Annotated in this window: 19 protein-coding genes; 8 read left to right on the top strand and 11 right to left on the bottom strand. The window is 62.1% G+C overall.

The window, feature by feature from the left end; all coding sequences use genetic code 11:
• Positions 1–68: 68 nt before the first annotated feature.
• Positions 69–467: a protease inhibitor I42 family protein gene (locus ACIQUS_RS19100; RefSeq protein ID WP_403049764.1), complete on the bottom strand. Its 399-nt coding sequence runs from the start codon at positions 465–467 to the stop codon at positions 69–71.
• A 121-nt stretch (positions 468–588) separates the two neighbouring features.
• Here ACIQUS_RS19100 and ACIQUS_RS19095 point away from each other — a divergent pair, with 121 nt between their 5' ends.
• The 3 genes from ACIQUS_RS19095 to ACIQUS_RS19085 all read left to right on the top strand — a co-directional run bounded on the left by ACIQUS_RS19095 (position 589) and on the right by ACIQUS_RS19085 (position 3,856).
• The gene (locus ACIQUS_RS19095) at positions 589–1,752 is read left to right on the top strand and encodes an alpha-xenorhabdolysin family binary toxin subunit A (protein ID WP_403049761.1); all 1,164 of its coding nucleotides are present in this window, start codon (positions 589–591) and stop codon (positions 1,750–1,752) included.
• Positions 1,753–1,764: 12 nt separating this feature from the next.
• The gene (locus tag ACIQUS_RS19090) at positions 1,765–2,775 is read left to right on the top strand and encodes an alpha-xenorhabdolysin family binary toxin subunit B (protein WP_403049758.1); all 1,011 of its coding nucleotides are present in this window, start codon (positions 1,765–1,767) and stop codon (positions 2,773–2,775) included.
• An 85-nt stretch (positions 2,776–2,860) separates the two neighbouring features.
• The gene (locus ACIQUS_RS19085; RefSeq protein WP_403049755.1) at positions 2,861–3,856 is read left to right on the top strand and encodes a hypothetical protein; all 996 of its coding nucleotides are present in this window, start codon (positions 2,861–2,863) and stop codon (positions 3,854–3,856) included.
• Between the two features lie 67 nt (positions 3,857–3,923).
• Here the strand turns inward: ACIQUS_RS19085 and lon are convergent, their stop codons facing one another.
• From lon to ACIQUS_RS19065, 4 genes are all read right to left on the bottom strand, one after another.
• Positions 3,924–6,347, bottom strand: coding sequence for an endopeptidase La (gene lon, locus ACIQUS_RS19080; RefSeq protein WP_403049752.1), 2,424 nt, complete (start codon positions 6,345–6,347; stop codon positions 3,924–3,926).
• A gap of 142 nt (positions 6,348–6,489) precedes the next feature.
• Positions 6,490–8,898 carry a glucose/quinate/shikimate family membrane-bound PQQ-dependent dehydrogenase gene (locus tag ACIQUS_RS19075; protein WP_403049749.1) on the bottom strand — a complete coding sequence of 803 codons (2,409 nt, stop codon included), beginning with the start codon at positions 8,896–8,898 and terminating at the stop codon, positions 6,490–6,492.
• 59 nt (positions 8,899–8,957) lie between these two features.
• Positions 8,958–10,301, bottom strand: a complete 1,344-nt coding sequence (locus ACIQUS_RS19070) for a carbohydrate porin (protein ID WP_403049746.1) — start codon at positions 10,299–10,301, stop codon at positions 8,958–8,960.
• Positions 10,302–10,583: 282 nt separating this feature from the next.
• Positions 10,584–12,632, bottom strand: a complete 2,049-nt coding sequence (locus ACIQUS_RS19065) for a TonB-dependent receptor (RefSeq protein ID WP_403049743.1) — start codon at positions 12,630–12,632, stop codon at positions 10,584–10,586.
• A gap of 197 nt (positions 12,633–12,829) precedes the next feature.
• On the opposite strand from ACIQUS_RS19065, the gene ACIQUS_RS19060 reads away from it, so the two are divergent.
• Together ACIQUS_RS19060 and ACIQUS_RS19055 are read left to right on the top strand one after the other, a co-directional pair.
• Entirely contained in the window at positions 12,830–13,051 is a 222-nt protein-coding gene (locus ACIQUS_RS19060) for a VF530 family DNA-binding protein (RefSeq protein WP_403049740.1), read from the top strand.
• 70 nt (positions 13,052–13,121) lie between these two features.
• A complete protein-coding gene (locus ACIQUS_RS19055) occupies positions 13,122–13,709 on the top strand; it encodes a Pr6Pr family membrane protein (protein ID WP_403049856.1) in 588 nt (195 codons plus the stop codon).
• Positions 13,710–13,719: 10 nt separating this feature from the next.
• Here ACIQUS_RS19055 and ACIQUS_RS19050 read toward each other — a convergent pair whose 3' ends face one another.
• Entirely contained in the window at positions 13,720–14,490 is a 771-nt protein-coding gene (locus ACIQUS_RS19050; protein ID WP_403049737.1) for a siderophore-interacting protein, read from the bottom strand.
• Positions 14,487–15,056, bottom strand: a complete 570-nt coding sequence (locus ACIQUS_RS19045) for a PadR family transcriptional regulator (RefSeq protein ID WP_403049734.1) — start codon at positions 15,054–15,056, stop codon at positions 14,487–14,489. The genes ACIQUS_RS19050 and ACIQUS_RS19045 overlap by 4 nt, the downstream gene beginning before the upstream one ends.
• Before the next feature lie 224 nt (positions 15,057–15,280).
• Between ACIQUS_RS19045 and ACIQUS_RS19040 the strand changes: the two genes are divergently transcribed.
• Complete coding sequence (locus tag ACIQUS_RS19040; protein WP_403049731.1) at positions 15,281–15,775, top strand: C40 family peptidase; 495 nt, start codon at positions 15,281–15,283, stop codon at positions 15,773–15,775.
• Here the strand turns inward: ACIQUS_RS19040 and ACIQUS_RS19035 are convergent.
• Positions 15,772–18,906, bottom strand: coding sequence for a transglycosylase domain-containing protein (locus ACIQUS_RS19035; protein WP_403049728.1), 3,135 nt, complete (start codon positions 18,904–18,906; stop codon positions 15,772–15,774). The genes ACIQUS_RS19040 and ACIQUS_RS19035 overlap by 4 nt on opposite strands.
• A gap of 439 nt (positions 18,907–19,345) precedes the next feature.
• Between ACIQUS_RS19035 and ACIQUS_RS19030 the strand changes: the two genes are divergently transcribed.
• Together ACIQUS_RS19030 and ACIQUS_RS19025 are read left to right on the top strand one after the other, a co-directional pair.
• A complete protein-coding gene (locus tag ACIQUS_RS19030) occupies positions 19,346–20,767 on the top strand; it encodes an amino acid permease (RefSeq protein ID WP_403049725.1) in 1,422 nt (473 codons plus the stop codon).
• A gap of 272 nt (positions 20,768–21,039) precedes the next feature.
• Positions 21,040–21,393, top strand: coding sequence for a hypothetical protein (locus ACIQUS_RS19025; protein WP_403049722.1), 354 nt, complete (start codon positions 21,040–21,042; stop codon positions 21,391–21,393).
• Positions 21,394–21,459: 66 nt separating this feature from the next.
• On the opposite strand, the gene ACIQUS_RS19020 is transcribed toward ACIQUS_RS19025, so the two are convergent.
• From ACIQUS_RS19020 to ACIQUS_RS19010, 3 genes are all read right to left on the bottom strand, one after another.
• A complete protein-coding gene (locus ACIQUS_RS19020; RefSeq protein ID WP_403049719.1) occupies positions 21,460–21,636 on the bottom strand; it encodes a hypothetical protein in 177 nt (58 codons plus the stop codon).
• A gap of 346 nt (positions 21,637–21,982) precedes the next feature.
• A complete protein-coding gene (locus tag ACIQUS_RS19015; protein ID WP_403049716.1) occupies positions 21,983–23,110 on the bottom strand; it encodes an OpgC domain-containing protein in 1,128 nt (375 codons plus the stop codon).
• Between the two features lie 148 nt (positions 23,111–23,258).
• Positions 23,259–24,878: an FMN-binding glutamate synthase family protein gene (locus tag ACIQUS_RS19010; protein ID WP_403049713.1), complete on the bottom strand. Its 1,620-nt coding sequence runs from the start codon at positions 24,876–24,878 to the stop codon at positions 23,259–23,261.
• Between the last annotated feature and the right edge of the window lie 83 nt (positions 24,879–24,961).

The raw sequence follows: 24,961 nt of genomic DNA, 5'->3' as shown, positions 1-24,961 counted from the left end.
TGGGCGTTAAAAGGCGGGCATTTTAGCCAAACTGTCCGGCAGATGCATGGCCTGGGTGACCAGCGCCGCTACTTCACCGTGATGACGCAGTCGAAGGTCTGTGCCGGACGTACTTCCGGTGCCCAGGGCTGCTGGTAGACCAGCAGCAGATGACCTTCCCCTGCTGCCTGGGCTTGGAAGCGCCACATCGATTGCCCGGCACTGCCGACTACGCCGGCGTCTTCCGGATGGCTGTAGACCTCGGGGCCGAGGCTGCGCAGGATGCTGGCGGCCGGGTTCTGCACCAGCCAGCGATAGCCGGTGCTGGGATTGCTGGGCAGGGTCAGGGTGAGGGTCTGGCCGGTCTGCAGGTGCACAGGGCACTGGCTCGCTTTTTCCAACACGACGTTGTCGTGTTTGCTCGGCGTTTGTGAACAGGCTGTCAGGAGTGACAGGCCAAGGACCAACAGCTTGTAATTGATGTTCATCGACAATCCTGACTGTCAGGCTGGCATTGGCTTTCTGGAAAGCCTGCCCTCTGCAGGGCACTTCGCAGCAGTATTAGTTTGAAGGTCCCCGCCGGGTTGGCGTTTTAACAGGGACGTGGTTATGAGCACTACACAGTTCAATTTTGACACATTGCAGAGTGAGGCTGAGCAACTACCTGGAAATCTTATTCAAGCAATGGCGGAGCGTGATGGTCCCGACGAGGGGGGGTTGACGCTGACGCGAGAGCATATTGTCACCCTTAACAAGTATGCCAACTATACCTTCCAGCTTCCTGTTGCCCAGGATGCGGTAATTCGCTGGTTGGGCTATTCCACCATCAATGAACCGGATCTGATGCCGAGCAAGATGGAGGCGATGCACAAGCAGTTGCAGAAGCACGGGCGCAGTTGGACGGTACTTGCCGACAATAGCAAGAAACTGGGCTTCGAGTTGGCCGCCAGTGCCAATGGCATCAATACCACCGGCGACGAGATATTGGGCATTCTCGAAAACAGCCGTGCGCTGGGCAGGCGCAGGGATGCCTGGGAAACCATCAAGTTCGACAAAGCGCTCAACCTGGGGCTGGACGACAGGCGCAGGGTCCTGGACCTGGTTGACTATATGGAGGTATTGCGTGAAGACGTGGACCTTTTTGCTCGGCGCGTGAGCGCTGTACGTGAAGAAACCGAACAGTTTCGTGATACCGCGCGTGAACAACTGATCCCCTTGGTTGCGGTAAAAAACCAGGCGATCAAGCGGCAGAAGGCGAGCGGGACAGTACAGCAGCATCGCGAAGATCTGGCAGCGCTGGACAATGAAATCAAACGGCTTGAAGCCGAGTATGACCAGTATGTCAAAGCAGCGCTCAGTGGCCTGGCTGCAGGGGCGCTGGGCGCGGCAATAACCGGCGGTATCTATGGCAGCAAGGCGGCGAAAGTACGCAAGGAGCGTAACAAGCTGCAGGGCCAGCGCGCAGAGCTCAGCCAGAAAATCAAGGCGTCGGTTCGGTTGGAGGGGCTGGTGGAAGAGCTCGGTACTCAAATGGGACAGCTGGATACTCGACTCAGGGACGTGGTGACCGCCTCCTCCCACCTGCAATCGGCCTGGCAGTTGATTGGCGTTTACATCGATACATCGATTGAACACCTGCAGCGTATTGAGACCAATCAGGCTCTGTTCAAGTTCGCGATATTTTTCAAGCGCTTCATTGGCCAGTGGAAAGACATAGAGACGTTTGCCCAGCATATGAACCGTGTCTTTGATGACGCTGCAGCCGCCAAGTAAGGATATACCCTCATGAATGACAATGTTGTTACTTTGAATACTGGGCTTAAAGCCCCGAACATCGATGTGCTCTTGGCGGCGGTGTCTGCCTATTCAACGCTATGGGAGCAGCGTGCGCTCGCGTTTTTGCCGTTGTTGCATGAATCGGTTGAACGGCACTGCAAGGGATTTAGGCACTATGTTGACAGTTTGGCCAAAAACGCGGAAGTGCTTGCGGTCACCATCAGGTCACACCGAATTGATGAGCTGCTTGAAGAGATTCGAGATAGCCAGGAAGACCCTGAAGAACAGGAATTTTTCCTTGAGGAATTGCAGACCTCAAAAAACAAGATCGCTACAGCACTTGATGTCGTTGTTTCTGGGGTGACGACGGCGTCGAAGGCCATCGCCAGCCTGCCGGTCTATGACGCGAGCCGTGACCAGGCAAGTTACCTGGAAACTCAGGAGCGGCTGGCCAGCAAGTTGCAAGCGCTAACCGATACGCTCAACGGTAAACGCGAAAACCTTGCCGAGCTTGAAAAGGCCATTGGTGTGTTTGAGGCCAATGGAATTGAACAGCTGTTCCAAGGCAAATTACCAACGGTTGAACAGCTTCAGGGCCTGGTCGCTCAGGGCGCCACAACGGCTGGTGCCGCCGTAGCGATCGAGCAGGCATTGGAGGCGCTGGGCAAACTGATGGAGGGCGTGCAGCAAGGCATCCAATATTCGCGGCTTCAAGACCAGCGCCGGGCGCTACGCGCTGAAGTGAGCGAGTTGATCGTCGAACTACGTGAAACGGAACAACGGGCGAAACAGGTACAGGCCAATCTGCAGGCGCTCTCGGAGTATTCAGCGCTGAGTCCAATGCGCCAGGAATGGCTGGCTGAAATGCGCAAGATCCGTGTGCAGTTGGAGACGTTGGGTAATGAGTTGCGCCGGATGAAGTTGAACAGCTTCGAACAGGGACAGTCGTTTAACCAGCGGCTGAGTGAACTGGTTGGTTATGTGCAAGACATTGTCGTGAAGATTCGCCAGGCCTTTTAACCACCGTTGCGTTTCATCTTGCGACCTGCCCCTTTGTATAGGGAGGGGCAGGCGCAGGGGCTGGATGTGCAGGAGTGACGAGCGAATGACTACAAATGCAGCGCTGGATAAAACCTGGCAAACGCAAGCTTCGAGTCTTCCTGAGGCGTTGCTGAGCGCAATGGCATCAGGGCTGGACACAGGCGCCCTGAGTTTGTCGCCAGCACACGTTCGCAGCCTCAATGCCTATGTCGCCTATGCGGGGGCCTTGCCGGGCTCGCCCGCTGGTATTTCCCAGTGGATTGGTGCAGGGGGAGGGGCATTGGACTCCAGGATACTGGACGTTTATTTCTCGGCGTTGAGTCCTGAACTTAGCAACAACAGCATGGTGACATTCTTTCGCCAGGTGAAAAGCCACGCGACCAGCTGGGAAGTGTTGTTCGAAAAGAACCTGCAGTTGGCAGACATCTTGGCAACGGTCGCCGGTAACATCAATCGTTCAGGGGCTGTCATTCTGGATGTGTGTGCACACACCAAGGCATTGGGCAAGCAACGTGAAGCCTGGGACGCCTTGCTGGACGGAAAGTTGCTCCCGCTCAGCGCGGCCGACCGGACGATTGTGACGTCCTTGCCGAACCAGATGACTAAACTCAAGGGGCAATTGAAGGAATACACCCGGCAGCTCGAGCGTGTCCGCGTCGAGAGCAATCGGTTTCGCGACGAAGCCAGGCTGCAGATCATTCCTGCGGTCACGAGAAAGGTCAATGCATTTGGCCGATCCAATCAACCAACGACCCCATTCCTCATCGGGGCCAAGTTGGCACTGGCGAGGATGCAGACGCGGACCCGGGAGCTCTCGGAAAAACTGCAGAACATGGAGCAATTGCTCAGGGACGTGCTGACCGCTTCTTCTCATGTTCATTCCGCCTGGCAAAGCCTCACAGCCTACATCGATGCGTCGAATGATCAGCTTCAGCGCATTACCACGGGCCAGCAACTGGCACGCTTCGCAATCTACTTCGGTCGGTTTGTGGGGCTGTGGAAGACGATCGAACAAAGCGCGTCGCAGATGGGCCGCACGTTGGCCCAGTATCAGCGGTGAGCGCGACTCAAGCGCCGTCAAGCAGGGGCGCGGGCCTTCAACGCCCGCGCCTGCTTTGAGGAAGACTTCAGTTGAACAACACCTTTGCCACATCGCTGAAGCGCTTGGCAAAGTGCACGGTCAAGGCCTCCTTGAGGTAGTCGGGCAGCTCTTCGAAATCCCCTCGGTTGGCTTCCGGCAGGATCAATTCGTAGATTTTCTGCCGCCGTGCGGCAATGACCTTCTCGCGCACCCCGCCAATGGCCAGCACCTTGCCGGTCAGGGTCAGCTCGCCGGTCATGGCCACGCCTTTCTTCGGCGCCTGGTCGCGGGCCAGCGATAGCAGGGCACTGGCCATGGTCACCCCGGCGCTCGGTCCGTCCTTGGGTGTAGCGCCCTCCGGCACGTGCAGGTGAATGAAGGCCTGGTCGAAGAAGGTCGGATCACCGCCGTACTGCTTGAGGTTGGCGCTGACGTAGCTGTAGGCGATTTCGGCTGACTCTTTCATTACCTCGCCCAGCTGGCCGGTCAGCTTGAAGCCGCGGTTGAGGGTGTGGATGCGTGTCGCCTCGATCGGCAGGGTGGCGCCGCCCATGCTGGTCCAGGCAAGGCCGGTGATCACGCCTTTACCTGAGAGCACCTGTTCGCTGCGGAACACCGGCATGCCCAGCGAGGCTTCGAGGTCCTTGGGAGCAATCTTGATCTTTTTCCCGGGGTCTTCCAGCAGCTGTACCACAGCCTTGCGTACCAGCTTGCCCAGTTGCTTTTCCAACTGGCGAACGCCGGCCTCGCGGGCATAGCCTTCGATCACGGTGCGCAGGGCGCTGTCGCTGATGCTCAGGCTGGTCTTGGCCACGCCGGCCTTGTCCAGCTGCTTGGGCCACAGGTGGCGCTTGGCGATCGCCAGTTTTTCTTCGGTGATGTAGCCGGACAGGCGGATCACTTCCATGCGGTCGAGCAGCGGGCCCGGGATTGCGTCCAGGGTGTTGGCGGTGCACACGAACAGCACCTTGGACAGGTCCAGGCGCAGGTCCAGGTAGTGATCGAGGAAGTCGACATTCTGTTCCGGATCCAGGGTTTCCAGCAGGGCCGACGCCGGGTCGCCCTGGTAGCTCTGGCCCATCTTGTCGATCTCGTCGAGCATGATCACCGGGTTCATCACCTCGACGTCCTTGAGCGCCTGTACCAGTTTGCCCGGCTGGGCGCCGATGTAGGTACGGCGATGGCCCTTGATCTCGGCCTCGTCGCGCATGCCACCGACACTGAAGCGATAGAACGGCCGCCCCAGGGACTCGGCGATGGATTTGCCGATGCTGGTCTTGCCCACCCCGGGTGGGCCGACCAGCAGGACGATGGAGCCGCTGATTTCGCCTTTCCAGGCGCCGACGGCGAGAAACTCGAGGATCCGTTCCTTGATGTCGTCGAGCCCGGCATGGTGCTGGTCGAGGACCTTGCGTGCATGCTTGAGGTCGAGCTTGTCCTTGCCGTATACGCCCCAGGGCAGGGCGGTGGCCCATTCCAGGTAGTTGCGGGTGACGGCGTATTCCGGCGAGCCGGTTTCCAGGATCGCCAGCTTGCCCATTTCTTCATCGATGCGCTTTTGCGTCGCGGGCGGCAGGGTCTTGCCCTTCAGGCGCTGTTCGAACTGCTCAAGGTCAGCGCTGCGGTCGTCCTTGGTCAGGCCCAGTTCCTGCTGGATGACCTTGAGCTGCTCTTTCAAGAAGAACTCACGCTGGTGCTCGCCGATCTGCCGGTTCACTTCGGCGGAGATCTCGTTCTGCAGACGGGCGACCTCGACCTCCTTGCGCAGCATCGGCAGGACCTTCTCCATGCGCTTGAGCATGGGCACGCAGTCGAGCACTTCCTGCAACTGGTTGCCGGTGGCCGAGGTCAGGGCGGCGGCGAAGTCGGTCAGGGGCGAGGGGTCATTGGGGCTGAAGCGGTTGAGGTAGTTCTTCAGCTCTTCGCTGTACAGCGGATTGAGCGGCAGCAGCTCCTTGATCGCATTGATCAGGGCCATGCCGTAGGCCTTGACCTCGTCGGTCGGCTCGCTTGGCTGATGCGGGTATTCGACCTCGACCAGGTAGGGCGGGCGATGGTGCTTGAGCCAGGTGCGGATGCGTACTCGGGTCAGGCCCTGGGCGACGAACTGCAGCTTGCCGTTCTCGCGGCTGGCGTGGTGAACCTTGACCAGGGTGCCGTACAGCGGCAGGGCCGAGGTGTCGAAATGGCGGTGGTCTTCCGGCGGGGTGTCCATGTAGAACAGCGCCAGGGAGTGATGCGGGGTCTTGGCGACCAGATCCAGGGTTTCGGCCCAGGGTTCTTCATTGACCATGACCGGCAGCACCTGCGCCGGGAAGAACGGGCGATTGTGGATCGGGATGATATAGACCTTGTCGGGCAATTGCTGGCCGGGCAGGGCCAGGTGCCGCCCGCTGTGTTCGGAGGCTTCCAGATGCTCGACTTCGGCGTGGTCCTCGGGATGTTCGGGTAGATCCTGCTGATCGCTCATGGGGCACCTGCATAAATGACTATGGTGCTTAGATGGGGCGGGGAGGGGGTGGTTTCAATGGTGGGAGGGACGATCGCGGGGCAAGTCGAATCGTCGCACCGCCGCTCCTACAAGTGTAGGAGCGGGCTTGCCCCGCGAAGACTTACTCGGCCAGTTTGTAAGCGATTATGTAGTCGCCCATTTTGGTCCCCAGCGAGCCATGGCCACCGGCGGTCACCAGCACATACTGCTTGCCGTCCTTGCCGGTGTAGGTCATCGGCGTGGCCTGGCCACCGGCCGGCAGGCGCGATTTCCACAGTTCCTTGCCGGTATTGGTGTCATAGGCACGCAGGTACTGGTCCAGGGTACCGCTCAGGAAGCCCAGGCCACCGGCGGTGACGATGGAGCCGCCCATGCTCGGTACGCCGATGGGCAGGCCGATCGGGATCGGTGAGCTGTCACGGCTGGTACCGTTCTTGTGCTTCCACACCACCTTCTTGGTCAGCAGGTCGATACCGGCCACATACCCCCAGGACGGTGCCTGGCACGGTACGCCCAGCGGCGACATGAACGGGTGCATGATCACTGCGTACGGCGCCCCGGTGTTGGGCTGCACGCCGCTGGTTTCGCTTTCGCGCTTGCTGCCGGCGGCCACTTCGGCGCGTGGCACCATCTTCGACACGAAGGCCATGTAGTTGGGGCTGGTGAACAGCAGCTGGCGTACCGGGTCGACCGAGACGCTGCCCCAGTTGAACACGCCGACGTTACCCGGGTAGACCAGGCTGCCCTGGAGCGACGGCGGGGTGTACTGGCCTTCGTAGCGCAGCTCGCGGAACTGGATGCGGCACAGCATCTGGTCGAACGGGCTGGCGCCCCACATGGCCTGTTCGGTCAGGTCCGGGCCCAGCAGGTTGAGGTCCGAACGGGCCTGGGTCGGTGCGGTGTGGTCACCTTCGACCGCGCCTTGCGGGGCCGGGATTTCGCGGATCGGCACGATCGGGGTGCCGTCGCGACGGTCCAGGACGTACAGGCTGCCCTGCTTGGTCGGGGCGATCAGCGCCGGTTTCACACCGTCGTCGGTCTTCATGTCGACCAGGGTCGGCTGGCTGCCGACATCCATGTCCCACAGGTCGTGGTGGGTGAACTGGTAGTTCCAGCGGACCTTGCCGTTGGCCAGGTCAAGGGCGACGATGCCGGCGCTGAATTTCTCCGCGCCCGGGGTACGGTCGGCGCCCCACTGGTCCGGGGTCTGGTTGCCCAGGGGCAGGTAGACCATGCCGAGTTTTTCGTCGACGCTGGCCAGCGACCACATGTTGGCCGAGTTGCGGCTGTAGGTCTTGCCGGGCGCCAGGGGCGCGGTTTCATCCGGGTTGTTGCTGTCCCAGTTCCACACCAGGTGGCCGTCGTGCACGTCATAGGCGCGGATCACGCCGGAAGGCTCGTTGGTCGACTCGTTGTCGGTGACATGACCACCGATGATGACCAGGCTGCGGGTGATTGCCGCCGGCGACGTGGAGTAGTAGCCGCCCGCGGTGAACGGGCCGATGCCGGTGGTCAGGTCGATCACGCCCTGGTTGCCGAAACCTTCACAGACCTTGCCGGTGTCGGCGTTCAGGGCGATCAGGCGGGCGTCGGCGGTGGGCAGGTACAGGCGGCGCGGGCAGGCGCGAGCCACGGCCATGCCGGCATCGGTGATCTTCGGTGCGGGGCTGCCGTCCATGCTGACGTAGCTGTTCTCGTCATAGTACGAGACGCCACGGCAAGTCATATGGGCAAAGCCCTTGAAGCCCACCGGGCTCTTGATCTGCGGGTCGAAGCGCCAGATTTCGGCGCCGGTGTCCGGGTCCAGGGCCAGCACCTTGCTGTGGGCGGTGCAGGCATAGAGCATGCCGTTGACCTTGAGCGGGGTGTTCTGGTTGGTCAGCTCCACCGGGTCGTTGTCGGTCGGCAGGTCGCCGGTGCGGATGCGCCAGGCTTCTTCGAGCCGGTGCACGTTGTGCGGGGTGATCTGGCGCAGCGGCGAGTAGCGGTCGCCGTATTCGGTCCGGCCATAGGCCTGCCACTCGCCGTCGGGCATCTGCGGCGCGTTGCTGGCGAACTCGGTGGTGTCGCGGCCCAGCTCACCTTTGACCTCGCCTGGGTGGGTGAACTGGCTGGCCACGGCGGTGGCCCCCGACAGCACCACGGCCAGGCTCAGCAGGCCGGTGTTGACCTTCGACGGGTTGCCGAGCAGCGGGCGACGGGCCCAGGGCAACAACAGCACCACACCCAGGGCGAACCACAGGGCCAGGCGCGGCACCAGTTGCCACCAGTCCAGGCCGACTTCCCACAGTGCCCACAGGGTGCTGCCCAGCAGCACCAGGCCATACAGGCCCAGGGCGTTGCGTCGCAGGGCCAGCAACAGGATGCCGGCCAGGGCGAAGCCGATACCGGCGATCAGGTAATACAGCGAGCCGCCGAGCTGGCTCAGTTTGATGCCACCTGCCAGCAGGGCCAGTCCCATCAGCAGCAACAGCGCGCCAATCAGGCGCGGCAGCCAGCGGGTTCTACTCAAGGCACCTTCTGTGCTCATCGTGTGTTCTCCGTTAGGTCAAAAAAGGTCAGGGCAGGGCCCGTTCAATCAGTAAGGGTTCAGAAGCTGCTCTGGATCTTGAGTCCACCGATCAGCGCGTCATCGACCTGGTCCACGCCACCGGGGTGGCGGATGTACTGCAGGTTCGGGCGCACGGTCAGCCAGTCGGTGACGTGGATGCCGTAATACAGCTCGGCGCTGTACTCGGTGTCCTGCACCGGCCGGTAGGCGGGATTGTCGTAGTCGTCCAGGCCCAGGGCCTGGTTGATGGCCTGGGCGTTCTTGCGGTAGGCGGGGTTGACGTGCACGCGGGCGAGGGCGAAACCGATGTCGTCCCGGGCGCGGGCATCGAAGGGCCCCTTGTACACCACACCTGCCTGAACATAGTTGTCGATGGCATTGGTCTTCTTGTCGTGCAACGTGGCGTTGGCAAATACGCTCAGGCCACGGGAGTGGTCGGAGGCCAGCGACGTCAGCTGCTGCTGGGCACCCAGCCACATGCCATGCTTGCTCGAGCTGCTGCGATAGGCCTGGCCGCTCAGTGCTGCCGGTTGGTCGTTGCTGTCCTTGTAGACATCAGTTGCCTTGGCATTACTGTAGTAGTAACCGGCGCGATATTCCCCTTTCAGGCCCGCTACCCGTGGGCTCCAGACCAGTTCGACCGGGAATACGGCACCCTCGGTGCCGCTGCCGCTGAGCTTGAAGCCGTTGTCACGGTCAAGGTTCGAGGGGTTCTGCTCGTAGGCGCCGATCTGCGCATAGAGTTCGGGGGTGAGGTTGTACTTGACCCGCAGCGCCCACTGGCTGACCGGCCAGTTGTACCAGATGTCGCCGGCCCAGTTGCCCACCTGGGAGCCGCAGAACGCCAGGTTCTGGAAGTCGCAGGGGAAGCTGTTGAAGTCCTCGCCCTGGCCGAAGCGGCCGAATTTCACATCCAGGGCGCCATCGAAGTATTTCTGCTTGATCCACATCTGGGTCAGCCGCCAGGTCTGGCCGCGGCCCCAGACTTCCTGGGCGGAGGTGAACCCGCCGACCCGCGGGTCGTTGATGCGGTCGTTGCTGATGTTATTGCCGTTGCGCTCGGTCACTGTCAGTTGGAACTCGGCATCGTGCCAGTCGAGGATCTTCTGCAGGTCCAGGTGGGTGCCGAAGGTGAACTGGTCGCTGTAGCGTGCCGTCTTGTCGTCGTCATAGCCGCCATGCAGGTTGGCGCCCATCTCGCCGGTGTAGCCCAGGGTGAAGTCGTAGCCGCGTTCCGCCAGCTCCGTGCGGGTGCCGCCCCAGTCGCCGAGCATCCAGGGGGAGTCGCTGGCCAACAGCGCAGCGGCCTGGGTGCAGGGGGCAAGGCTGGCGATGGCCAGGCCGGAGAACAGTGAAAAGCGGAAACGATGAATCTGAGGCATGAGATAGCGCTATCTTTTGATTATGGAAAAAACGGCAAGTGCGCCGGGTTCTATGAACGTCGGCGATAAAGCTGAAGGGGAATGAACTGAAGCGGTTCAGCTTGCGGCGGGGAGGATATAGCTGAATTTGTAAGAAAAAAAGTCAATTCAACGAGAGGCACCGTTGCCGGATCGGTAACAGTGCCTGTGTGAACACCTGCCTTGTGGGGGTAGGAGTGGGCTTGCCCCGCGATTGCGCCGTATCAGTCGCATCGCATCGCGGGGCAAGCCCGCTCCCACAGATCAGAAGCTGGTGCGCAAGCCGAACTCGACGCTGCGTCCCGGCGCCGGGGCGATGTCGCGCAGGATAGAGCTTGCGTAGCGCACAGTCTGGTCGGTGAGGTTCTCGCCACGGACGAAGGCCAGCCACTGGCTCTGGCCGATGTCGAAGCGGTAGCCAAGGCTGGCGCCCAGTGTGGTGTAGCCATCGGTGCTGGTTTCGTTGGCCGGCTTATGGTGCTGGGCGCTGGCGTGTTGCACATCGACGCGTGCCTGCCAGCGGTCCATCTCCCACAGCAGGCCGCTGTTCAGGCGCAGCGGGGCGATGCGTGGCAGGTCTTCGCCGCTGTCCAGGTTCCTGGCCCGGGTGTAGTCGCCGGACAACTCCAGGGCGAAGCTGCCATAGCGGTTCTGCGCCAGTTGCCAGCGGTCCTGGGCCTCGATGCCGTAGAAGCGTGCGCGCACGCCTTGGTACAGGTACTCGGGCACGTCAGCGGCGTGCTCATGGTCGTGATCGTGGTCGTGGTCGTCATGGCCATGGTCATGGCCTTCGCGCAGGTTGCCGCTGGCCAGCAGGCCGATGTAGTTGCGGAAATGGCTGTAGAACACGCCGACGCTGCCTTTGTGCACGCCGTTGTCGAAGCGCAGGGCCAGATCGCTGGAGATCGCCTTCTCCTTGCCCAGCCCCGGATCGCCGACCTCGTAGGTGCCGGTGGCGACATGGACGCCATTGGCATACAGCTCGTAGAAGGTCGGGGCGCGTTCGGTGTAGCCGAGGGTAGCGGCCAGCGACCAGATCGGCGTCAGCTCAAAGACCGCCCCGGACGACAGGCTGGCGGCGGTGAAGCTGCTGGCGCTGTCAGCATGGGCGAAGCGCTCGCTGCCCAGGCTGTCGGGGTCGACCCGGGTGTGCTCCAGACGCCCGCCAAGGCTCAGGCTCAGGCGTTCACTGGCTTGCCATTGTTCAAGCATGAACAGCGCCAGGCTGTCGGTATCGGTTTGCGGTACGAAGGCTTCTTCGCCCAGGGCGGAAAACTCACTGCGGCTGACCTGGGCACCGATCACGCCTTCAACCGGCCCCAGGGGCTGGTGCCGGGCTTCGACCCGGGCTTCATAGCCCTTGTTCTTGAAGGTGGTATGCACCTCGCCGCCTTCCAGCTCGCGGTGCTGATAGTCGGTGTAGCCCACGTCGAACTTCAGTGCACTGAAGGGCCCTTCCAGATCGCGCAGTTCGGAGGCGAAGCCGTACTGGTCCTGCTGCATGTCCAGGCGCACGCCAGGCTCGGCCACCGAGCCGTAGTTGGCGTCGTAGCGGCTGTAGGAAAGGCCGGTGTAACCATGATCCCAATGGTAGGCACCGCCAATGGCTCCGCCATCCTGGCGGCCGTCGCTATTCTCCAGGCGATGCTTGCTGCCCGGCTCGTCGGCGTCGCGGACCTTGGCACTGCGGGCGTAGCCGGGAATGCGCAGATCGTTGAACTGCCGGCTGTTGGCGTCCAGGTGCAGGGCAAAGTTGCCATCGCCGGCTTCCAGCTTGCCGGCGCTGCTGCGGGTGGTGTCGGCGCCGCCATAGCGCAGTTCACCAGTGCCATGGATACCCTCGACGGGCGCGGTGGGAATGCGGTTGTCGAAGCTGTTGACCACGCCGCCAATGGCGTTGCCACCGTAGAGCAGGGCGGCAGGGCCGCGGACGATTTCGATGCGCTCGACCGTCGCCGGGTCCAGCGGTACGGCGTGGTCATAGGACAGCGACGAGGCATCCAGGGCGCCGACGCCGTTGCGCAGGATACGAATGCGGTCGCCATCCAGGCCACGAATCACCGGGCGGCTGGCGCCGGGGCCGAACCAGGTCGAGGCGACGCCGGGCTGGTTGTTCAGGGTCTGGCCGAGGCTGCCTTTTTGTTGCAGGGTCAAGTCGTCGCCTTCGAGCACGCTGGTAGGCGCGGCCAGCTCGCTGTTGCCCAGCGGGTTGGCGGTGATGACCTGGGTTTCCAGCTCCAGTGCCTGGCTCAGCGGCGAGACGAACCAGAGGGTAGCGGCGAGGGGAGAGAGTCGCAGGGGCAGGTGACGCATGGGCAGCAAGGTTCCTTGGCAGTGTTCTGATATTGATACAGTATAACATTGCACAAGTGAATTAAACGCCACCCGCTGACTAGAGCCCTTGCCCACACTAGAATGTCGGTTATCCGCGCCTTGATTGTAAAAAGTCTGAAGACTTGCAAGCCGTCCCTAGGCTAAGGTGCGCACCTTTGATTTGCTGGAGCACAGGCATGACCACCGCCAATCCCGATCCGCTGCATGGCGTGACCCTGGAGCAGATCCTCACCGCGTTGGTGGCGCACTACCAATGGGAAGGGCTGGCGCAGCGCATCGACATTCGCTGCTTCAAGAGCGACCCGAGCATCAAGTCGAGCCTGACTTTCCTGCGGCGCACGCCCTGGGCGCGGGAAAAGGTCGAGCGCCTGTACCTCAAGCTGCAGCGCGGTCGCTGAAGCGGTGATACGCCGCGCAGGCATCATTGGCCTGGCCGCCTGCCTGGGCTGGGGTGCCCTGGCGATCCAGATGTACCTGGTGTTCTGGGTGCGCTGGCAGGAGCAGGCCAGCCTGCTTGGGGGGCTGGTCAATTTCTTCAGTTATTTCACCGTGTTGAGCAACACCCTGGTGGCCGTGGTGTTGAGCCATGCGGCGTTCGGCAGGGAAGGCTGCGCACGGCGCTTCTTTCTGGCCCCGGCGACTGCGTCCGGGGTAACCGCCAGTATTGTCCTGGTCGGTCTGGCCTACAGCCTGCTGTTGCGCCACCTGTGGCAGCCAGAGGGCTGGCAGTGGCTGGCCGATGAGTTGCTGCACGATGTCATGCCGCTGGTGTTCGTCGTCTACTGGTGGTGCTGTGTGGAAAAGGGCAGCTTGCGGCTCAGGCACCTGCTGACCTGGCTGCTGTATCCGCTGGTGTATTTCGCCTATGTGCTGCTGCGCGGGCACACGATAGGGGTCTATCCCTATCCGTTCATCGATGTGGCAAATCTGGGCTTTACCCAGGTGCTGGTCAATGCCCTGGCGATCCTGTTGGGTTTCATCGCCATCGGCCTGCTGTTGCTTGGTCTGGATCATTGGCAGGGCGGGCGCCTGGCCAAGGCCAGGACGCAACCCTGAAGGTGACGGATCAGGCGTCGTCGTTGGGGTCGAGGCGCCAGTAGGCGGCGGCCTTGATCAGATCCTCCGGCACGCCCTTTTCCTCGATCAGCAGGCGCTTGGCCTTGCGAGTCAGGGCTTTTTCCAGGGCGACCCAGGTGTAGAGCCGGCCCGCTGGCAGTGGTAGCGCCTTGAGTACCTCAAGCAGATCCTGCCGATGCCGCTGCACCCAGATCACCTCCAGTTGCGCCAGGGTCTGCAACTGTTGTTGTTCCTGCGCATCTTCGACCTCGATGACCGCCACCACCTTGCGCGTGGCCGGCAGCTCTTCCAGGCGCCGGGCAATGGCCGGAATCGCCGTTTCATCACCGACCAGCAGGTAGCTGTCGAAGCTATCGGGAACCACCATCGAACTGCGCGGGCCGGCAATGTTCAGCACCTGGCCGACCTGTGCCTGGGCCGCCCAGGTGGAGGCAGGGCCGTCGCCGTGCAGGACGAAATCGATATCCAGTTCGCCGGCCACAAGGTCGATTCGCCGTGGTGTGTATTCGCGCAGGGTCGGGCGAGGGCCGTCGCGGCTGAAGTCGAGGTTGTCCAGTGCGGCCTGTTCTTCTGCCGAGCAGGCGAACATCAGTTTGACGTGGTCATCGCTGCCGATGCTGGTGAAGCCCTGCAGTTGCGGCCCGCCCAAGGTGATGCGGCGCATGCGCGGGGTCAGGTCGGTGACCCGCAGCACGTCCAGGCGGCGGTGTTTGATTTCGTGGTTGACGCGATGAATCGCGCTGGTTTCGCTGGCACTCATTCGGGTTTCTCCGTAGGGGCCGCAGCCGGTCCTGCAACGATGGCCTTGGCGGTGGTGTTGAGCAGGTTGCGCACCCGCTCGATTTCTTCCGGGGTCCAGCGGCCGCTGTGCATCTGCAGGGCATGACGCAGGTTGTGCACCGCTTCGTGGATTTCCTGCGGACGGTCGTGCCCGCGCAGGGAGCGTTTGCTGACCTCGATGCGCATGCGCACGCCATCCAGGGCAATGGCCTGTTCACTCAGGGTCTCAAGCCCTGCCGGGGTGACGCTGTAGCGCTTCTTGCTGCCGTGGGCCTGGCCGATGATCAGTTCGCTTTCTTCAAGGAAGGTCAGGGTCGGGTAGATGACGCCGGGGCTTGGGCTGTAGCTGCCATCGAACAGGGTTTCGATCTGGCGGATCAGGTCGTAGCCGTGGCAGGGCTGCTCGGCGAGCATCGACAACAGCAGCAGTTTCAGGTCGCCGGGGGCGAACACTCGTGGGCCGCGGTCACCGCGTTCGCGGTTGTGGCGACGCTCGAAGCCGTCGTGGCGATCGCCGTGGTCACGGTGGGGGTGGTGTTCACGCATGGGGAATCTCCGTTTGCGTAAGATGTATCTTTAGATATTACTCAAGATATATCGTAAGGCAAGCGTGAGAATAGGAATATTTCTCATGAAGTGCGTGGGAATTGATGAGCTTGTGTAGGAATTCTTAAGGATTTTCCTACAAACACCTCGGATTGCCTTGATCCACACACCCGAAAAACGCTCCTAAGATTTGCCACGTTTTTTTCATCTGTGAGTATTTCACCGTGGCACGTTCCATTTTTCTCATCGGGCTGCTCTGGGGCCTGTCATTTTTTGCCCAGGCCACACTCCCGGTTACCAAGAGCGCTCGCGAGCACAGCGTGCGACAAGAGCTGGAAGCCAACCTCGATCGCTTGGTCGAGCGCGCTCACCAATTGATCGGCGTGCCTTACCGTTGGGGGGGCATGTCGGTGAAGGGCGGCTTCGATTGCAGTGGCCTGCTGGTCTACCTGTTCCGTAACGAGGCCGATATCAAGATCCCACGCACCACGTCGGCGATGCTCAAGTCCGGTGCCCGCACTATCAAGCAGAGTCAGCTCAAGCGCGGTGATGCGGTATTTTTCAATCGCAATGGGCAGGGCCGGATCGGCCATGTCGGCCTGTACATCGGCGAAGGGCGTTTTATCCACGCTCCCCGTACCGGCAAGCACATCCGTATTGATTCACTGAAGAACAGCTACTGGAGCAAAAGCTATACGACTGCCAAGCGCTTCCACTAGCGCTGCACCACCTGCGGCGATTTGCACAGGGTGTGGCTGCCCGGCTGCAGGTAGGGCATCAGGATCGGCGCCATGCCCTTGAGCACCTGCACCGGCAAGGCCGAGGTGAACTTGAAGGATTCGGCGGCCTGGCCCGGCACGAAGGCGGTGAGGGTGCCGAAGTGGTTGTCGCCGAGGAAAAACACGAACGTGGCGGTACGGTTGATCGCCTTCGAACCGATCAGGCGCCCGCCGGCGCCGAAGCTTTCGATACGGTTGTCGCCGGTGCCGGTCTTGCCGCCCATCACCATCGGGGTGCCGTCGTTGAATTTGAAGCTGCCCGACACCCGCCGCGCGGTACCGGCATCGACCACTTGCGACAGCGCGCCACGCAGGGCCCGGGCGACCTCCACCGAGAGCACCCGCTGACCCAGGTCCGGATCGCCGGTCAGGCGTGTCTCGTACGGGGTGTCTGCGGCAAAGTGCAGGGTGTCGATGCGCAGGGTCGGCAGCTTGATGCCATCGTTCTGAATGATCCCGACCAGCTCGGCGAGGGCCGCCGGCCGGTCGCCGGAGCTGCCGATGGCGGTGGCCAGGGACGGTACCAGGTGATCGAAGGGGTAGCCGACGCGCTTCCAGCGCTGGTGGATGTCGAGAAACGCCTCGATCTCCACCAGGGTGCGGATGCGGCTGTCGCGGGCGCCCTTGTGCTTGCTCTTGAACAGCCAGCTGTAGACCTCCTGGCGCTCGAACTGGCTGGCCTGGGCGGCGTCCTGGAAGCTGGCGCTGGGATGCTTGAGCAGATAGCCCAGCAGCCACAGGTCCAGCGGGTGGACCTTGGCGACGAAGCCCTGGTCGGGCAGGTCGAATTTGCCGGGTCCATAGGCATAGTACATGTCGTCCAGGCGCCCGTCGGTCACCGTGTCCTGCTTGGTGGGCTTGCGCTTGGTTTCCTCCAGGTTCTTTTTCAGGTGGGCGCGGACGAACGCGTTGAAGGTGGCCTGGTCGGCTTCGGGGAACAGGTAGCGGTGGACGGCCGCCAGACGGATCGGGGTCACCCGCAGGCTGTCCATGAAGGTGTCCAGGCGTTGTTGCGAGGTCTTGTTGCGGTACTTTTTCCAGAACCTGCGCAAGTAATCGGTGCCTTCCTTGTCGGCGAAGCGGGCCAGGTACTCCTGGCGGCGCGGCTCGCTATCGTCCCTGAGCAGCTTGGCGCTGTTGCCCGGGGCCTGGTAGGTGCTGTAGCGCACCAGGTCGCGCATCAGGCGGATGAACGGCAGGTTGATCGATTCGCGCAGCGCGTCCTTGAGGGTCGGGATGCGGTTGTTGTCCTCTTTGCGGAAGTTGGCGAACACGTGCATGCCACCGCCGGTGAAGAAGGCTTCGCCGGGGCCGGCCGAGTACTTGCGGTTGAGCGCCGCATCCAGCATGGCGGTGATGTTGCGGTCCTTGTTCTGGATCAGGTAGTCGATGGCCCAGCGGGTGATGAAGTCCAGTTCCGCGACCTCGACTTTCTTGAGGTCCGCAGCCGGGGTATCGGCGTACTTGTCGTGCAGTTCGGCGATGATTTCCAGGTAGGTGGTCAATACCCGCAGCTTGGCGGTGGAGCCCAGTTCCAGCTTGCTGCCTTCGTTGATGTCGAACGGCTGGTCGGTGCTGTCGGTCTGCACCCGTACCCGCGAGCCATTGGCGGTGCGTTCGAGCAGGGTGAAGCTGTAGCGCACCTGGGTGGTGGTGGTGGGTGTCAGCAGGCGCTCGCCGAACAGGCCGATCTTCGCGGCAAATTCCGGGTTGGCAAGGTCCTTGAGGTACTGGCTGACCTGCCCTTGCAGGTCGGACTGCAGGGTGCTGGTGGCTGACAGGTCGAGGCGGTCGAGGTCGTACAGCGGCCGGGCCAGGGCCAGTGACAGGCGGCTGCGGGCGACGCTGATGCCCTTGTTGGTGACGATCGGCACGATGGTGGGCTGGGCGACCCAGTCGCGGAAGGTGGCCTTGCTGGCCAGTGCGGCATCGGCCGTCGGGCGATCGACGATGTTGGCGGCGGCCAGGATGCGGATGTGGCTGTCGGTCAGCTCGGCCAGCTCGTTGCGCCCCCTGGACAGGAAGTGCGACGGCCGGCGCTGGGCGATCATCAACGACAGCACCTGGCGCAGGGCCAGGCCGCGTGCAGCCATGCTCTCGGGGTCGGTGGCGGTCGAAGTCAGGGCCTGGTTGACCTGGGCGAAGTCGGCGCCGTACCAGACCCGCAGGCCCTCGGCCATGCCATGCACCTCACCGTGGCCGGGCACTGCCGACAGCGGCACACTGTTGAGGTAGTCGCGCACGATGCGCTGGCGTGCCTCGAGGGTTTGCGGCCCGCCCTGGTAGGCGCGCACGCTGGCGGAAATCATCTGGCGGATTTTCTCGCTGCCCGAGACGGTCAGGCCGTCGGGGGAGTGGCGGTATTTCTCCAACTGGGTGGCCAGGGTGCTGCCACCGGCCGACTGGCCGGGCAATGCCAGGTACTTGGCCACCTGGCTGTAGGCGGCCTTGGCGAATCGCGGCCAGTCCACGGCGGGGTTGGCATAGGGGTCGTTGGGGTCGAGCAGGTCGCGGTTCTCGATGAACAGCAGGCTGTTGACGATGACCGGCGGGATGGCATCGAAGTCCGGGTACAGGTATTGCGGGTAGTGGTACTGGTAGAGCACATCGCCCTTGCAATCGGTGATCGACAGACCGGTCTGGATCTTCTCCTTATAGGGCACGAACAGGCCATGTTCGGTGTAGTCCATCAACGCCGGCGAAAAACGCACCTGGTCGCTGATCACATAGTCGCGCTTGAGCAGGCGCGGCAGGAACTCCCCCAGAGCGCTGTAGCCCAGGCGTTGGTCGAAGGGACCGTCGCCAGGGTAGATGATTGCATCGCTGGGGCCCGGTTGCAGGGAATAGGTCAAGGTCGAGGCGAGCTGACTGAGCTCACGTGACTGCAGGCGCGATGTCTGCAATTCCTTGGCGACAGCAAGACCCAGCGCGATCAGGGCGAGCAGTAGCACCAGCCACACGAGCCGCCACCACAGATGACGTTGGCGGGGGCTTTTTGGCGTAGGCGATTCTTCGAAAGATTCAGGGGGAGCTTCCTTGCTGGTTGGTTCCGATTGCCACAATGCGCCCATATTCTTCAGCCCGGCTACGTATTTTCGTCTTGCTTGCCTGAAGCTTAGACCGTGCCCGGGGACGGTGAAAAATTTGTGCTGATTGTCAGGCACTTCCTGAAAAAGGCGTAGGACATGCGTCTTTGGTTGAGCTTGTAATGCCCTGTTTTGGTGCTATGTTAGCCGCCCTGTTGACTGCAGTGGAGAAAACACGGGGAATGCCCCTCCGTGAATAGGTTTTTTGCCGAGACTTCTCGCCAAATATCCTGCTCTTTATAGTGAAATGCCCTACAGAGGCCTTCCTATACTGCTCGGCCCTTTCGCTCTGCCTGCGCCCCGGCGCGCCGGCAGGCGGGCCCGCTCACAAGGCGGTGCCCGGCAAGGCAGCGTATTCGCCTATCGGCGGTGCCTGGCCTGCACGAACGGTTTATATCCAATAACAAAATGAGGTTGTATTTCTATGCCAGTCGGCAACCATCCTTCTCACGGTGAGACCGTCCAGGGCGGCCCACTCAAGCGAGAACTCGGCGAGCGACACATTCGCCTGATGGCGCTGGGCGCCTGTATCGGAGTCGGCCTGTTCCTCGGCTCGGCCAAGGCCATCGAAATGGCCGGTCCGGCCATCATGCTGTCCTACATCATTGGCGGCCTGGCGATCCTGGTGATCATGCGTGCCCTCGGTGAAATGGCGGTGCATAACCCCGTTGCAGGCTCTTTCAGCCGTTACGCCCAGGATTACCTCGGCCCGCTGGCGGGCTTCCTCACCGGCTGGAACTACTGGTTCCTGTGGCTGGTTACCTGCGTTGCGGAAATCACCGCGGTGGCCATCTACATGGGCATCTGGTTCCCTGACGTACCGCGCTGGATCTGGGCCCTGGCGGCCCTGGGCAGCATGGGCGCGATCAACCTGATCGCGGTCAAGGCCTTTGGTGAGTTCGAATTCTGGTTCGCCCTGATCAAGATCGTCACCATCATTGCCATGGTCCTGGGTGGTATCGGCATCATCGCCTTCGGTTTCGGCAACGACGGTGTGGCGATGGGCATTTCCAACCTGTGGAGCAACGGCGGCTTCATGCCCAACGGCGTGACCGGCGTGCTGATGTCGCTGCAGATGGTGATGTTCGCCTACCTGGGCGTAGAAATGATCGGCTTGACCGCCGGTGAAGCGCGCAACCCGCAAAAAACCATTCCTCAGGCCATCGGATCGGTGTTCTGGCGCATCCTGCTGTTCTATGTGGGTGCGCTGTTCGTGATCCTGTCGATCTACCCATGGAACGAAATCGGCAGCCAGGGCAGCCCGTTCGTGATGACTTTCGAGCGTCTGGGCATCAAGACCGCCGCCGGCATCATCAACTTCGTGGTGATCACCGCTGCGCTGTCGTCCTGCAACGGCGGCATCTTCAGCACCGGGCGCATGCTCTACAGCCTGGCGCAGAACGGCCAGGCCCCGGCCACCTTCGCCCGTACCTCGAGCAACGGCGTGCCACGCAATGCACTGCTGCTGTCCATCGCGGCCCTGCTGCTGGGCGTGCTGGCCAACTACCTGGTGCCGGAGAAAGTCTTCGTCTGGGTGACCGCCATCGCCACCTTCGGTGCGATCTGGACCTGGGTGATGATCCTGCTGGCCCAGCTCAAGTTCCGTGCCGGCCTGTCCACCGCCGAGCGCCAGGCGCTCAAGTACCGCATGTGGCTGTGGCCGCTGAGCTCCTACCTGGCGCTGGCGTTCCTGATCCTGGTGGTCGGTCTGATGGCCTACTTCGAGGAAACCCGCGTGGCCCTGTACATCGGCCCTGCGTTCCTGGTCATGCTGACGGTGCTGTACTTCGTGTTCAAACTGTCGCCAAAGCCTGACAACGTGCAGCTGGCGCGTTCCGCGTCCTGATGTAGAGACATCGCAGGCAAACCTGCTCCCGTAGGAGCGGGCTTGCCCCGCGATGAAGCCCGACCGGGCCATTCTTCTGACGAGTGCTGCGCACTCGATCGCGGGGCAAGCCCGCTCCTACCAGTCAGGTCAGACTGGCGAGCATGGCGACCGCTGTTTCGTCATTCCGCGCATCATGAAATAGTTCAAGAAACTATCATTTTTGTCAGTTTCACTCCCTGTGCCCTGGACGCATGCTACCTACTCCGTACCTTGTAAGGGAGTACCGTCACATGCAAAAAACTATCATCGCAATGTTGCTCGGCGTACTGAGTGCAACATCGGTCCAGGCCCAGACTTGTCCTGCTGTATCCAGTATCAGCCAGACTCCGAAGGACGTTGGCTTCTTGTACAAGGCTCCTGGAGGCTGGGAGGGCGAAAGCCCTAATGCAGACGAAGGCGACGTGAAGACCTTTAACTTTGCCAATGCCTTGATCAAGCCAAATGCTGTGGTGTGTGGGTATAACGGCGATAATAAATCAGTCGTCGAGTTGACCCTGGAAAAAGCCGTAACCGCCGCTGAAGACTTCCATTGGCAAGACGGTACTTGTGAAGGCTCCGATCCAGCCAAATGTGCATTCAACTGACCGGCATCGGTGTTACGCAGCACGTAATGCCTCTGTACATTACGTGTTGCGGTGCAAAGTATGCTGTCAAAGCGGGTTCAATTCCCGGTTCTCCAGAGCATCGAGCAAGGCCTCGACCAGCCCCCTGGCCATCTCCACCGAATGCAGGGTAGACCAGAGAAAACCCTTGGCCGATTCGTCGACACCGTCGAACGATTTGTACGCCTTGTCGTAGGCACAACGCAGGTACAGCGAGGTATGCACCAGCGCGTTATGGGGAGCGATGCCAGCAAAGTTGTGGGTGGGGCGGCGCAGTCGCCGAAGGGTTTGCCGAGGAGATGCTCCGTCCGTTTCCACACCTAAGGTGGCAGCTGTACGCGGGGTGGAAAACCGAGGCATACAGGAAACTCGGCAGCCAATGGCCTCCCGCACACAGCCGCCATAACGGCAAATCCTGAATGACTTTCGGGTTTCCTCACCCGATCGCTGAACAGACGCGGTAGGGTATTTCCTAGGATCAAAATTGACCAGCCAACAGGTCCCTGTAGGAGCGGGCTTGCCCCGCGATGCGATGCGCCAGACAGACCGTTATCGCGGGGCAAGCCCGCTCCTACGGGGTGACCTGTACCGGCATTGGCTTGTTCAAGCGCTTGTTCAGGTCCAGCCAGACAGCCAGCAACACCATCAACCCCACCCCGGCCAACGCCGTCAGCAACTGCATCGACCAGTGCTCATCGGCCAGGGCATTGGCCATGTCCGCCAGTGGCGCGAGAAGCACGCCAAAACAGAACACTTCCAGCGAATAGCGCCCCATCCGGCAGCTTTGTTGTGCCAGCCAGCCCTCTACCCAGGCGCCGCGCGGCAACAGCTTGGCCGTGCAATAGGCGAGGGCAAGAAAATGCAGCAACCGCGCCGGTGAGAGGTTGGTCTTGCTGATCGGGTACAACCACTCGGCCAATTGCCGGGGCATCAGCGCATCGTGCACTGCCGGCCAGCGCCAGGACAGGGCGATGGCGGCACATACCAGCAAGTAGACGCCAGCGCCGATGAACAGTGGCTGGCGCCAGGCCGGACGCGTCCTGGCGCTCTGCTCGCGCTGTGAGTGGATCGCCGCCGCGCCACCGAGGATGAACAGCAGTTGCCAGGCCAGCGGGTTGAAGAACCACACCCCGCCTTCCTGGGCGGCCAGGTTCCACTGGAACATCGGCGCCAGCAGGTACAGCGCCACCGACAGGCCGACCACGTACTCGACCTTGCGCAACATCGCCGGCAACACCAGCGGCAGGCCGAGCAGCAGCAGGATGTACAGCGGCAACGGGTCCATCAGGTTGGGCTTGAAGCGCAGCAGCAGTTCGTCCACCAGCGCCTGTTGCGGGTTGCTGAGGAAGTAGTAGAGGCCCATCTCCTGGATCATGTCGCGGGTTTCGACATGATTGTTGGCGACGAAAACGATGCCCATCAACAGCACCAGCAGGAAGATGTGCACCACGTACAACACCCAGGCCCGGCGCAGGATGCGCACACTGGCCACCAGCCAGCCGTCGCGCAGGGCGATCTTGCCGTACGCGAGCACGGCAGCATAACCGGCCAGGAACACGAAGATCTCCGCCGCGTCGCTGAAACCGATGTTGCGCACGGTGAGGTTGGCCAGCGGGTTGCCGGGGATGTGGTCCCAGAAGATGAAGATCAGCGCCAGTCCGCGAAAGAAGTCGATGCGATGGTCGCGACCGTTGTTCATGATCAAAGCCTTGGCGAGGGTGTTTCAGTAGAGGATAGGTGCCCGCAGGCAAGGGTTGCGCGCCGATGGACCAGGCCGATCGGCGGCGGGGAGGGTTACAAGTTTTGTCAGCGAATGCAAAGTCAGGGTATTACCGAATGTCTCTACCTCAGGCCGCCACATCCGTGTTGGGCTCGAAGCTGTCCGCCCGGGCCATCTGCCACATCCGCGAATAGAACTCGCCGCTGATATTGCCGCTGAGCAGTTCGCCGGGCTTGAGGAACACATGCATCTGCGAGAACAGTTTGATCTCCGTGGCCGAGACCCGGCGCACCAGGTGTTTGGCCTCCAGCTGCGAGGGATGGTCGAGACCGGCGGCGGCGAGCATCTCGGCCAGGGCCTTGAGGGTGCTGTGGTGGAAGTTGAATACCCGCTGGGCCTTGTCCGGCACCACCAGGGCGCGCTGGCGCAGGGCGTCCTGGGTGGCGACGCCGGTCGGGCATTTGTTGGTGTGACAGCTCTGCGACTGGATGCAGCCAATGGCAAACATGAAGCCGCGCGCGGCGTTGGCCCAGTCGGCACCGATGGCCAGCACGCTGGCGATGTCGAAGGCACTGACGATCTTGCCGCTGGCGCCCAGTTTGATCTTGTCGCGCAGGTTCAAGCCCACCAGGGTGTTGTGGACGAACAACAGGCCTTCGCGCAGGGGCACGCCGATATGGTCGGTGAACTCCACCGGGGCGGCGCCGGTGCCGCCTTCCTTGCCGTCGATGACGATGAAGTCCGGCAGGATCCCGGTTTCCAGCATGGCCTTGGCGATGCCCATGAACTCCCAGGGATGACCCAGGCAGAATTTGAAGCCCACCGGCTTGCCGCCGGACAGTTCACGCAACCGGGCAATGAACTGCATCATTTCGATCGGCGTGGAGAAGGCGCTGTGGCGCGAGGGTGAAATGCAGTCTTCACCCATGTTCACCCCACGGGTTTCGGCGATTTCGCGGGTGACCTTGTGCTTGGGCAGGATGCCGCCATGGCCCGGCTTGGCGCCCTGGCTCATCTTGATTTCGATCATCCGCACCTGTGGATCGCGGGCCTGTTCGGCAAAGCGATCGGGGTCGAAGCGACCGTCGGCGGTGCGGCAGCCGAAGTATCCGCTGCCCAGCTCCCAGGTCAGGTCGCCGCCATGCTCGCGGTGGTAGGGGCTGATGCTGCCTTCGCCGGTGTCATGGGCAAAGTTGCCCAGTTTGGCGCCCTGGTTGAGGGCGCGGATGGCGTTGGCGCTGAGCGAGCCGAAGCTCATGGCCGAGATGTTGAACACCGACGCCGAATAGGGCTGGCTGCACTGCGGCCCGCCGACGGTGACGCGAAACGACGCCGGGTCGCTCAGGGGCGCCGGGCGCATGGAGTGGCCGATGAATTCGAAGCCCGACTGGTAGACATCGATCAGGGTGCCGAACGGCTTGTCGGAGGCTTCGTTCTTGGCCCGGGCATAGACCAGCGAGCGCTGTGCCCGGGAGAAGGGCAAGGCGTCGCTGTCGGCTTCGAGCAGGTATTGGCGGATTTCCGGGCGGATGCCTTCGACCAGGTAGCGGATGTTGCCCAGGATCGGGTAGTTGCGCCGCACGGCGTGGCGGCTTTGCAGCAGGTCGAACACGCCGATCAGGCTGAGGATGGCGGTGGTCAGGGTGAACGGCCACAGCCATTCATGGTGAAGAAAAGGCAGGCTCACCAGGGTGAACAGCACACAGGCGGCAAAAAAGGCGTAGCGGCTGAGAAGTGACAGGCTCATGCGGGCTCCTTGCGATGGCGCGGTCAGGCTCAGGGCCTGGGCAATCCTTGACCTTAGCCCGGTTGGGCGCGCTTGCGCCAGTG

Source organism: Pseudomonas sp. NPDC090755, assembly GCF_044769005.1.
Taxonomy (GTDB): Bacteria; Pseudomonadota; Gammaproteobacteria; order Pseudomonadales; family Pseudomonadaceae; genus Aquipseudomonas.
The sequence above is the reverse complement of the archived record's forward strand: the minus strand, read 5'-3'. Positions and strand labels throughout refer to the sequence as shown.